Origin of the sequence: Cylindrospermopsis curvispora GIHE-G1, from assembly GCF_014489415.1 — a bacterium.
GTDB lineage: Bacteria > Cyanobacteriota > Cyanobacteriia > Cyanobacteriales > Nostocaceae > Raphidiopsis > Raphidiopsis curvispora_A.
Genome location: NZ_CP060822.1, coordinates 634,044 through 646,011, shown reverse-complemented (window position 1 = coordinate 646,011; position 11,968 = coordinate 634,044). Strand labels below are relative to the sequence as shown.

The 11,968-nt window shown below is 39.1% G+C and carries 9 protein-coding genes; 6 read left to right on the top strand and 3 right to left on the bottom strand.

The genetic code is table 11. The annotated features are described in order from the left end of the window. The first annotated feature begins 279 nt into the window (after nt 1-279). Nucleotides 280-1,566: a recombinase family protein gene (locus tag IAR63_RS03130; RefSeq protein ID WP_187706557.1), complete on the top strand. Its 1,287-nt coding sequence runs from the start codon at nt 280-282 to the stop codon at nt 1,564-1,566. 10 nt (nt 1,567-1,576) lie between these two features. Here IAR63_RS03130 and IAR63_RS03125 read toward each other — a convergent pair whose 3' ends face one another. Then, nucleotides 1,577-3,088, bottom strand: coding sequence for a hypothetical protein (locus IAR63_RS03125; RefSeq protein ID WP_187706556.1), 1,512 nt, complete (start codon nt 3,086-3,088; stop codon nt 1,577-1,579). 191 nt (nt 3,089-3,279) lie between these two features. Between IAR63_RS03125 and IAR63_RS03120 the strand changes: the two genes are divergently transcribed. Together IAR63_RS03120 and IAR63_RS03115 are read left to right on the top strand one after the other, a co-directional pair. Beyond that, nucleotides 3,280-4,590, top strand: a complete 1,311-nt coding sequence (locus IAR63_RS03120; protein WP_235678342.1) for an ArnT family glycosyltransferase — start codon at nt 3,280-3,282, stop codon at nt 4,588-4,590. 541 nt (nt 4,591-5,131) lie between these two features. Continuing rightward, complete coding sequence (locus tag IAR63_RS03115) at nt 5,132-7,012, top strand: chloride channel protein (protein WP_187706555.1); 1,881 nt, start codon at nt 5,132-5,134, stop codon at nt 7,010-7,012. Between the two features lie 53 nt (nt 7,013-7,065). Here the strand turns inward: IAR63_RS03115 and IAR63_RS03110 are convergent, their stop codons facing one another. Continuing rightward, entirely contained in the window at nt 7,066-7,482 is a 417-nt protein-coding gene (locus IAR63_RS03110; protein ID WP_096547438.1) for an AbrB family transcriptional regulator, read from the bottom strand. A gap of 344 nt (nt 7,483-7,826) precedes the next feature. Here IAR63_RS03110 and IAR63_RS03105 point away from each other — a divergent pair, with 344 nt between their 5' ends. From IAR63_RS03105 to pyrR, 3 genes are read left to right on the top strand one after another with little or no spacing between them, the layout of a single operon-like run. After that, nucleotides 7,827-8,270: an Rrf2 family transcriptional regulator gene (locus tag IAR63_RS03105; RefSeq protein WP_071241884.1), complete on the top strand. Its 444-nt coding sequence runs from the start codon at nt 7,827-7,829 to the stop codon at nt 8,268-8,270. A 12-nt stretch (nt 8,271-8,282) separates the two neighbouring features. Continuing rightward, nucleotides 8,283-9,269: an adenosylcobinamide-phosphate synthase CbiB gene (cbiB, locus tag IAR63_RS03100; RefSeq protein ID WP_187706554.1), complete on the top strand. Its 987-nt coding sequence runs from the start codon at nt 8,283-8,285 to the stop codon at nt 9,267-9,269. Next, on the top strand, nt 9,259-9,795 hold the full coding sequence (pyrR, locus tag IAR63_RS03095) for a bifunctional pyr operon transcriptional regulator/uracil phosphoribosyltransferase PyrR (RefSeq protein WP_187706553.1): 537 nt from the start codon (nt 9,259-9,261) through the stop codon (nt 9,793-9,795). Before cbiB ends, pyrR begins: the two co-directional genes overlap by 11 nt. On the opposite strand, the gene IAR63_RS03090 is transcribed toward pyrR, so the two are convergent. Beyond that, nucleotides 9,792-11,702: an ATP-binding response regulator gene (locus tag IAR63_RS03090; RefSeq protein WP_187706552.1), complete on the bottom strand. Its 1,911-nt coding sequence runs from the start codon at nt 11,700-11,702 to the stop codon at nt 9,792-9,794. The two genes, pyrR and IAR63_RS03090, sit on opposite strands and share 4 nt — an antisense overlap. Nucleotides 11,703-11,968 lie beyond the last annotated feature (266 nt).

The following is an 11,968-nucleotide window of genomic DNA, read 5'->3' as shown; positions in this document are numbered from 1 at the left end:
GTCAAACTTAGTGTACAGGGTTTTAAAAAAAATAGATCACTGGTCAGCAGGAAATTGTACACAAATATTGGATTAGATATATAAGAAAAAATTTATATTTTTAACCCAATAGTTATCATTGTTCCCAACCTATGGTTTAATTATTCTGGATGTCAATATAATGACAAAAAAGTTAATAGAATAGATGAAAATAATTTTTCCCATAGATTTTAATTTATGGAATACATCTGGTGTATATCATCCCCTAGCAAAATTAAAGTAGAATTAAGTAAAGATCCAATGAAAATCATTGCCTACAGTTATACAGATCCACTTTTAGAAACTGCACCCGATGACTCTATTTGGGGTTGGGAGGTAGATAAGATTTATCATGACCTGGGAGGAAGGTCTCAATTACAACAGTTAATCTGGGACTGCCATTCCCCTACCTATCTTCTGATTAGACGTTTAGAAGAACTGGGCAATACTTTACAGGAAGTGGGCGATCGCCTGAATCAACTAGAAACTATGGGAGTAATAATTATTGCTATAGAACAACCATATATATCGGAAAATGTTGAGGTACCCCTGACTATGCTGGATTTAGCCCAGGAAATTCAAAGCCAACAGCGTAGTCGTCGTATTCGTCGTGGACACGCCAAAAATCGACTAGAAGCCTTGCGACCACCTGGTAAGGTTCCCTATGGCTATCGGGTCAGTAAGGGAAAGTACATTATTGATCGCAGTACATCTCCCGTAGTCAAAGAATTTATTGATCACTTTTTAATCTATGCTTCTGTACGGGGTGCAGTTCGTTACCTAGCCAAAAAATACGGTAAAAAAATCTCCGTTACCACTGGTAGACGGTGGTTAACCAATCCTGTTTATCGTGGTGACACTATTTATCAAAATGGAGAAACTATCCCTAACACCCATCCTGGTATAATATCTAAGGAAGAATCAGCCCAAGTTGACAGAATTTTACGCAGTAATAGTCGTTTATCATCCCGTACAGCTAGTGCGCCCTATTCCTTAGCTGGACTAGTCCTATGTAATCAATGCCAACAAAAAATGAATATTAACCGGGTTACACACTCTTTCCAATCACAAGAGTACCTATATTTGCGAAACACCAAGTGTCCCCAAAATCCTAAATGTCATTCTATTTCTTATCAACAGGTTCTAACCAGAACCATTGAAACTATTTGTCAAAATTTACCTACAGCTGTTGCCCAAGTAAATTTTACCCAATTAGATAATATGAAAAAAAAGTTAACTGCTCAAATTGTAAGTCAACAAGAAATTCTTGACCAGTTACCCGTCTTAATAGAAACGGGAGTGCTAGATCAAGAAACAGCAAAATTAAGGCGTTATAAACTCCAGACAGAAATTTCTCAACTGGAGTCTCAGTTGGCTATTCTCCCTCCCGTGAATTTGTCCTCCGTTGCACAAGCTGTCTCCATTCCACAGTTCTGGATGGACTTATCGGAGGTAGAAAGGCGTTTTTACCTCCGAGAATTTATTCGTCAAATAGAGATTATTCGTCAAGGTGAAAATTGGAATTTACAAATCATCTTCAGTTTTTAAAAACTACTCCCTAATTCCCCGTTCCCTTGTTCCCTTTACCCGTATTTCTCACATTCATAACTTTACCTAGTAAATCAAACCAAAAAGGCGCACCCATAGCAATGGCAAAACCACTGACTAGCCAACCCATTATCATATTAGAACTTACAACCGAGACACCATTAATTTTGATCGGATTAGTCCCCAGTTGCTCAGCTAAGTTTTTTTCACTCCAACCAATGGGTAAACTAATATCCTCTAATATCTGATTGGTGTCAATACTTTTCAAGTTAGGATCCAGCACTTGCTGATCTATGGTCTGTTGAGCTTTATAAACAATTGCTTCCCTCAACGCTGTATCCTTCGATAACCGATCAATAATGTAAAAGGTATCCGCGTTAGCACCAAAAGCTATAACAATACCAATTAAAATTGCCACCCCTTTGGCATTACGTTTATAAACACCTCCAGCTCTTTGCATGGAACTATCAAAAGAATTTTCTATTTCTTGTCTTAATACCCGTATCCCCTCCTCTGTAGTTTTGGCTTTATACTGGGCTCGCTTGGCCATGGTCGCAATGTTATGCTTCATTCCCGGTGGTAAGCTATCAATCAAATCTCTAATGGTGGCATATTTTTCACTATCTCTCTGTTGTAAACTACTTTGAATTTCATTATATCCAGCTTTACCAGTTTCCATTAATTGGATAATTTCACTAATACTGGGTTTGAGACCCGCAACAGTAATTGCTTCCTCAATACTAGGAAAAATATGATTTTGTAAAGTCTGCAACCGCTTATGTGTTTCCATTAAGGCTGGATGATTATTTTCAATATTAGCTTGAAAATTGTTGATATATTTGTTTAAGCTATCCTGCATCCGATTCACACTAGTATCTACATCAAATTTTTGATTTTTAAAATCATCTACAATTTGTCTATATTCAGAGTCTAAATTCACAAAATCATCATTGATATCATGAGTAACATTAGTTGATAACTCACTAGCTGCTATTTGTCTTAAAGACCTGGTTAAAATTAATTTAATTTCTCGCAAATGTTGGATTTTAAAATTTTCTAACCTCACTTCTGCAAGAGCATGAATGATTTTAGGCAGTTTTAATTCCTCTAATAAACTAGAAACGAAACTGTCACTAGAGATATAGGAAGGTCCACTATTTTGATTGGCAAAAATTTTGTTTTCCGGTGATGATCTAGAAACCAACTTTTTGACTGAACGAACTATGTCAGCTACCTTCCAGGTCATTTTTCTGGGTAAGGTTGATAAAAATCCTTTTGTTTCCTGGTTAATGCTTCTAATGATAGGATTATTATAAATCCTATTCACCAGGTCCAGTACATCCTTAGCATCTGAATTCTTTACATCCCCTGCTAAGAATATCTCAATAGATTTTTTCAGATGTACCGCTCGCCATTGCAAAACAGTAGCAATTAGCTCTTGAATCTCCGAGGCTAACAAACTTAAAATCAGGTAAGTGAAAACTAACCCTAGGGCTATATCTAAAACAACAGGTAGGTTCATTGGTAAACTCCTTGTAACAGACTGGTTAAGTTGGTTTTGTGTCACTTATAACATTTAATTGACTCAAAAAATGTTAAATTGTTTAAAAAATAACTAAGAAAAGTTTTGTTCAAAAAATTATTATTTTCTGCCGAAAACTGCGCTATTTTTAGATCTAGTTATTACTTGTCAGCACAAACAATTGACACAGGGTGACACAGAGCAAATGGAGATCCGATCAGTCAGTAAAATTATTACTATGGAATATGCAGGAAGGAAGCTATATTTGGATTTGGCCACAACAACAGTATGGTGCAGTTAATAACCGGACTGATAGGATATTTCTAACCATACTAGTCCTAGCAGCAATATTACTATTCAGTATTGATCTTGGTGAAGTACCACTTACCAGTCAGGAAATTTCCGTTTCTGTGGTAGCCAGTAAAATTTCCCAAATAGGTATTATGGGCTACTCTACTTCTGATAGTGTACTTACACCTCATCTTATCCACTGGTTAGTAGCTCTGGCGTATTTTTTCGGAGGTAACAACGAGTGGACAACCCGTCTCCCAGGAGCTATTCTTACCTCCTTTTCTGTACCCCTATTGTATTGTATTGCCAGAGAGAGTTTTCGGATTCGGGCTATTGCTATTTATAGTTCATTTATTTATCTTACTATTTTACCAGTGGTTTGCTATGGCAGGTTAGCTATATCAGATGGTATATTTACTACCATATTAATGGTTCTAATTTTGTCCGTTTTGAGATCGCGCCGAGACTTGCGCTACTGTTTGGGTATAGGAATCTGCTTGGGAATAATTTGCCTGACCAAGGGACTATTCGCAATATCACTAACTTCTATAATGGTAGTGGTATTTCTATTTTGGGACACACCAAGAATCCTGATTAGTTCCTATTTATGGCTAGGAATTTTTATTGGTTTATTACCTTCCCTAACTTGGTACACTTGTCAACTACACAACCACTGGTCAGGTGACTGGGGAAATCAAACCCAACCCCCCTGGTACTATTGTGTGGAGTTGATAAAATGGACTTGGCCGTGGCTGGTGTTTTTACCGCAAACCATTAGAGCTACTTGGGAAAACCGCAATTTTAGCTGGGCAAAATTGACTATGGTCTGGGGTGGAGTCTATTTACTGATGATATCCCTAGTTAAATCTAAACTGACTTGGTACTTATTTCCCGTTTATCCTAGCTTGGCATTGGCCTTGGGATTCTACTTGACAACAATTGAAGACTGGACTTCATTTTTTTCCTATCCTCGGATCTGGGTGATCAGTTTTGCCATTTTGTCTCTGGTGTCCTCTGGAGCTAGTATTTATCTGGGCTTGACAATTCCTGGAACAACAGACCTACAGGTAGTCCTGGGAACTGCGGCCGTAACCATGATTTTAGCCGCAATCCTAGCACAAAAACAAGACCGACAATTTTTGCCCATTCTGGTCTGGGGTAGTTACATTTCCCTACTCCTGCTAGTTCGCTCTCACCACTGGATATGGTAAGCCAAAAGAAATACCAAATTCCCAATCCCATCTATCAAAGGTGACGTAATTGATTAGGGTACTGTTTATAACTAGTGTTTTGTTCAGTGATTACCATTGTCGTCAATATCACGCTAATTCCCACTCCCACTAGGAGCAAGTATGGTCTGAGAGAAAACAAGTCGCGTACCAATCTCGATAAGGGTTGACTTTGACGGCGCAATGCCGAACCCAAAACAATTTTCCGCCAGCTAAAGGGGTCACGCACATAGTGACCACTTTTGCAAACTACTAGCCTTTCGTGACAGAACGGACAGGTGAAAAGTCCCATATACGTCCCAAAGGATTTTCTTGTGTTACTCCCCCGGCAAATCGGGCAGCTTAGATGATTACTATCAGAAATGTTTATGTTCATTTATGGAATTTGCCCAGTCAATGGAATAGACAACTGGGAATTTAGTCACAGTTTCTCTTCCAATAGTTGTTTACTAGGTAAATTATGCCTCACAATAAAGACTAACAGATAAAAAATTAAATTTTTCGTTATATTTACTGGTTTTCCATGAGCTTGTTGCCTCCCACACAAATACATAAGGTATTTCAACCGACTACCTTTCCCCATATTTCCACTTTCTTAACCAATCTGATTCGCCGTTTCCAGCCATCCCAGGAAACGGTAGTATTATTTCTAGCTATACTTATCGGTAGTGGTACAGGTATGGGTGTAGTAACCTTCCACTATTTAATTGAATTTGTTCACGACTTAATGTTAGAAAACTTAATGGCATCCATAGGAAGGTGGGGAGCTTGGACTTTAGCTTGTGTTCCTACCTTAGGTGGCATAATTGTTGGTCTAATGCGTTGGCGCACTCAGGATTTTGGTCCTGGGCTTTTGTCTTTAATTGCTGTTTCTCAAGGGAAGGAAGTTAAGCAAAAACTTCGTCCCGTTACCAAAATGATAGCTGCTGGTGTTTCTTTGGGTAGTGGTGCTTCCCTGGGTCCAGAGGGTCCCAGTGTGGAAATTGGGGCAAATTTTGGGGTTTTATTCTCAGATGTCTTACAGGTTTCTCAAGAACGACAAAGACTGTTAATAGGAGCAGGTGCTGCTGCTGGTTTAGCCGCTGGGTTCAACGCTCCCATTGCTGGAGTGTTTTTCGCCTTAGAAGTGGTTTTGGGCACCACCTCTTTTGCTACATCAGCAGTTAGTGTGGTTTTACTAGCAGCAGTGGTGGCAGCCTTAATCGCTCAAATTGGTTTGGGCAGTCAACCGGCTTTTACTTTACCTGCATACGAGGTTCGTAGTCTTTTGGAATTACCCCTATATCTGGGTTTAGGTTTGGGAGCTAGTGTGGTAGCTCTTACTTATAAACAATCTATTAGCATGGCCCAAAACTTGTTTAATGGCAAATTTAAGGGTCTGGCATTTTTGGGTAAGATTCCCAAACCTCTACAACCAGTTATCGGTGGTTTTCTGGTTGGTTTGGTAGCCTTAAAGTATCCGCAAATTTTGGGTATCGGTTATGGAACCGTGGAAGCTATTTTACAAGACCGGGAATTTTCTTTGTATCTCTTGCTGGCTTTAATGGTATTAAAACTATTAGCAACGGCAATTAGTTCGGCCAGTGGTTTTGTTGGGGGACTTTTTGCCCCAGCAATGTTTTTAGGCGCATCCCTGGGTTCTGCATACGGAAAGTTCCTGTCCTTGATATTTCCAGGTGTGGCTGAGTATATGGCTGCACCCCCCGCTTATGCCATGGTTGGCATGGCCGCTGTTTTAGCTGCCAGTGTTCGAGCTCCTTTAACTGCTATATTAATGTTGTTTGAACTGACCCGTGATTACCGTATTGTTTTGCCTTTGATGGCAGCAGTGGGTTTAAGTATATGGCTCATAGAATTGATCAAACCTACTGTTAGTTCCAACGTGAACCTACAACAAATTGGTCTTGCGGAATTAAAAGATCACAAATTGGAAGTAATTCAAACCACTTCTGTCGCTGAGGCCATCCATTTCCACCCCAAAAAAATCCCCGCCAATCTTAGCGTGTTAGAAGCAGCTTTGGAAATGATCCATGATCATGTTCCTAGCGCCTTAGTGATTGATGCTAATGAAAAATTGGTGGGTATTGTCTCTTTGGATGATATTAATCGTACCCTTTCTCGCTGGGAAAACTACCAAACTCCCTCTGACCAACTAAAGCCCGATTTTTTTGGTCAAACCATTCTCGATATTTGTACCACCGATATCCTTTATGCTTGGCAAGATGAACCTTTGTCTGAGGCTTTAGACCGTATGGCACTCAGAGGATTACAGCAATTACCGGTTTTAGACAGGCATAATCCTGATTGTATTGTGGGTTTGTTAGAACAGAAAGAAATTGCTTTAACCTGTAATTTAGCAACCACTCGCAAAGCTGTAGAGCCTTATTTATCTAAAGACTGCTGAAGTAATGAAAACTCCCCGCTTTAAAAAGACGGGGATTACAAAATTTTCGATAATTAGGCTGTTACTTCTTCCAGCTGATCATCATCTTCTCTTTCTTCTGGCTCTACTTGTCGCAGTCGAATATGCTTTTTACCTAAGGTGATGACAAATTCATCGCCGGGTTTTAGATTCATCTGTTTTGTGTAAGCTGAACCTATGAGTAAATTGTTGTTCGACTGCACGCTAACTCTATAGCTGGCACTCCTTCCACCACGACCGTTGGCACTGGGTGTGCCATCTAACTGAATACCCTCGGCCTCAATTAAGGCATTCAAGAACTTCATTATATTCACCCGCTCTATCCCATTCTTGGTAATGGTATAGTAGCCACACTGTTTAGCTTTCTCTTCCCTGGTTTCGTTCCCTAGCTCCTTAACCCTTTGGAGCAGTTCTTCACCAACAAGGGGGTCAATTTTCTTTTGCTTAGGCATCAACTTTGGCTGAAATTGGATAACTGAAGTGGTTGATTCGATTTTATTTTAACTGACAGTCAAGCCAATGGAAAGGCCATAACTTGGTTTCCCTAATTTGGTCTTGGTTTGCAGTTAAACTATATGGAAATTATAATAGAAATTGTTGCACAATTATCTATTTTGTCAAGGGGTTTTTTTGAAGAAAATTTTCTCCCTCCTCTTACCTTTAGATGGGTAAGTTGATTTGTACACTGATTTTTAGGATCAAGTTGATTAAGTTTTTTAAACCCCTGTCAATATTTCCTGGGTTGGAGGAAGATGGTGGAGAAAGTTTGTTGAGCGATAACCGTTAAACTATAAAGATGAAATTAACTACCAGGGGACACTACAGTGTAAAGGCGTTGCTGGATTTGAGTTTACAACCAAAATATGGACCTGCTTCCGTGAAGGCGATCGCCTCGCGGCAAGAAATTCCTGCTGCTTATTTAGAAAAGCTATTGATAGAAATGCGTCATGCTGGTTTAGTTCACTCCCTACGTGGGAGTATTGGTGGCTATAAATTAGCAAGACACCCTCAACAAATTTCCATAGGGGAGATTTTAGAAGCGGTGGGGGAAAATATCACTGATTTGGCTGTGAAAGTTTCACCATCCACACAAGCTGAAGATTGGGTAACATTTACTTTGTGGCAAAGACTCAACCAAAAGTTACGAGAATCTCTATATAGTATTACCTTGGCTGACCTCTATTATGATGCTAGAAGCAGACAAGCTGCTGTTGGGGAAGAAGCAAGTTTTGTGGTTTAGTTGGAATTGGATATGAGCTACATCATATTAATAATGGCTGCTTTCTTAGATTACATCATTGGTGATCCCTGGGGTTGGCCTCACCCTGTTAGGGTAATGGGTTGGTTTATTTCTCATTGCACTCAATTTTCCTGGCAACACTTCTATGAACCCCTATCACAGCGTCTAGCTGGTATTGGTTTGGCCTTGACTACAATTGGTGCTGCTGCTGTATCTGGGTGGCTGATTGTTCATATTACCCACTGGTTACACCCCTGGTTAGGCATTACTATTGCCAGTATTTTACTGGCCAGTTGTTTTGCTCTTCACAGTTTAACCAAAGCTGCTTTGGATGTTATCAAACCTTTAAATGATGGCCAATTATCACAAGCTCGACAGATTCTCAGTCAATACGTGGGTAGAGATACAGCAGATCTCTCGGAATCAGAAATCCTGCGAGCAGTTTTAGAAACCGTGACGGAAAATGCCACGGATGGGGTTATGGCTCCTTTATTTTATGCTATTATCGGTATATTGATTCCCGGTATTGGTCCTATTCCTTTGGCCCTAGCTTATAAAGCTAGTAGCACTTTAGATTCTATGGTTGGTTATCGAGAACCTCCCTATACCTATATCGGTTGGTTTAGTGCTAAACTGGAAGACTGTTTGACTTGGGTTCCCTGTCGTTTAACAGTCATCACCTTGGCTATTTTGTCACTTAAACCCCTACGTGTTTGGCGTCTTTGCAGGCGGGATGCCATTCAAGACCCTAGCCCCAATTCTGGTTGGAGTGAATGCGCCTATGCTGCCATTTTGGGCGTCCAGATGGGAGGATTGAACTGGTATAAAGGAGTGGCTAAGTATAAACCACTTTTGGGGGATCCTATTTATCCCATTACTTCTACTTCTATTTATCGAGCTTTACAATTAACTCGATATTCCTTTTTACTTTGGTTAGGGTTGACAATTGCAGCATATAAAGTTATTACAACTTATTATATTGATTATCATGTCTACTAAGGTAGTTGAAATTCTCTCATCGGAAGAGTTACGTCGTACTTCAACCCGTCTAGCTTCTCAAATTGTGGAAAAGACTCGCGACTTATCACAGTTAGTTTTTTTAGGTATCTACACCAGAGGAGTATGTTTGGCTAAGTTACTAGCACGTCAAGTGGAAAATTTAGAAGGTATCAGCGTCTCCGTGGGAGCATTGGATATCACATTCTATCGTGACGACCTAGACAAAATTGGACCAAGAACCCCAGCTAAAACTCACATACCTTTTGATTTGACTGGTAAAACTGTGATTTTGGTGGATGATGTGATTTTTAAAGGTAGAACTATTCGCGCAGCTCTGAATGCTGTTAATGAATATGGTAGACCAGAACTAATTCGTTTAGCAGTTCTAGTAGACCGGGGTCACCGAGAATTACCTATTCATCCAGATTTTATCGGTAAAAAATTACCAACTACCAAGGAAGAAATTGTTAAGGTTTACCTGCAAGATTTTGATGGTAGGGACGCAGTGGAGTTAATCAGCAATTAATTGATGGCAAAATTATTTATTCCATTTACCGCACTAATGGTTTGCAATAATTGGGTAGCAGTAAAAGGTTTACATAAAAATGCTGTTACACCCATATTATAAGCTGCATTAATTTTATCACTGGGTGCTAACCCACTAAAAGCAATAATTTTTAAATGGGGATTAATTTTCTTGAGAGTTCGAATACTGGTCAATCCATCCATGGATGGCATAACTATATCAGTTAGAATCAGGGATATCTGATCTCGATGTTCCACATATAAGGCGATCGCTTCAATACCATCATGGGCGGTCATTACCCGATAGTTATAATTCTCTAGTGATGCTTTTGTTATTTCACAAATAGCTGGTTCATCATCAACCACCAAAATGGTTTCTCCGTGACCACGAGGAGGGGATATTTCTGTGGTCTCCATAACTTCACTTGTATCTTGAGCTGGCAAATAAACTTGAAACTCACTACCCTTGTTTTCTTGACTGTAAACATTAATAAAACCACCATGAGCTTTAACAATTCCCAAAACCGTGGAAAGTCCTAAACCGGTACCCTGACCAACATCCTTAGTGGTGAAGAAAGGTTCAAATATCCGATCAATCAGGGTTGGTTTAATACCCACACCGGTGTCTCTGATACTAATCAACACATAAGCACCTGGTTTACAATCAGTATGTGTTTGAGTATAATGGTCATCAATCAATAGATTTTCAGATTTAATACTTAAAGTACCACCATTGGGCATAGCATCCCGAGCATTGATACACAGATTCATTAAAACCTGATGTAATTGAGTAGCATCACCACAGACAGTCCACAAATCTTGAGGAATTTCAGTGGTTAAAATAATAGTTTTAGGGAATGTTTCTTTAATAATATTCTGAACTTCTATGAGTAAGTGTTTTATTTGTAAAATAGTCCGCTCCCCTTCTATACCTCTGGCAAAGGATAACACTTGTTTAACCAAATTTGCCCCGCGTTTAGCACTAGCAATTAATATAGGAATCAGTTGACGAGGTTTTTCATCTTTCACTTGAGTTTCTAAGATTTGTGCTGTCATCAAAATTGGGGTGAGAACATTATTTAGATCGTGGACCACACCACTAGCCAAAGTACCGATACTTTCTAGTCTTTGAACCCGTAGGAATTTCTGCTCCAATTGCTTTTTTTGGGTAATATCAGTATTAACCACTAAAATAGATTGATGTTTACGGTTGAAGGTCATTACTAATGTCCAGCGACTCGCAACAATTACTTCTTGCTCGGACTTATTAATTTGTGTCAGTTCCCCCTCCCAATTGCCATAGCTGGTTAGTAATTTAAGCACCCGGGAAAGTTGAGGTAACTTTTCTGCTGAAAATAAGTGATGAATTTGTTTTGTCATTGCTATTTCCGCAGACCAACCATATATACGTTCTGCTGCTTTATTCCAAAATAAAATGTGCTGATGATCTAAATCAGTTACAAAAATCGCATCATTAGACCCATCCAGCAAGATCTCTTGTTGGTGAATTTTCTCATCTCTTTGTTTTTTTTCAATCGCATAATGGATTGATTTTTCTAATAAGGGGGCTGTTAATTGACTTTTTTCCAGATAATCCACGGCTCCAATTTTTATCACCTCTATATCCGATTTTATATCCTCCTTACGTGCCAATAAAATAAATGGAAAGTTCCAACCATTTTCTGTAGCTTCTTGTAATAATTTTAAGCCATTGTTACTCTCTAAATAATAATCTACTAGATAAATATCATGTTGGTATTGGGCTATATATTCCCTAGCTAATTGATAGCTATTAACCCATTCCAAATCACAGGTAGTCAGCTGGAACTGTCCAAAACAGTCACGAGTTAAAATATAATCATCTTCAGCATCATCAATTAACAAAACTTTTATGATTCCGTCATTCATGATTTTCTAATCTGATTTTTCTGCCTCTCTATCAATCACAAATAATCCACCCCAAATTTTTCATATCTTTTTACTAACTATATTTGTATAAGTAACTTGTATAATTAGTAGTATTTTTAAGTGTATTATTAATCCCCCTTGAGGAGGAAAAATCCAAGTTGACAATTCATCACAGCGGATAAGGTGGTAAACTACCTACCATGAGGAAAAATCCAAGGTGATGCTATTTCAGTTGTCAACAACCCACCGAAGAGAGCGGCGGCTTG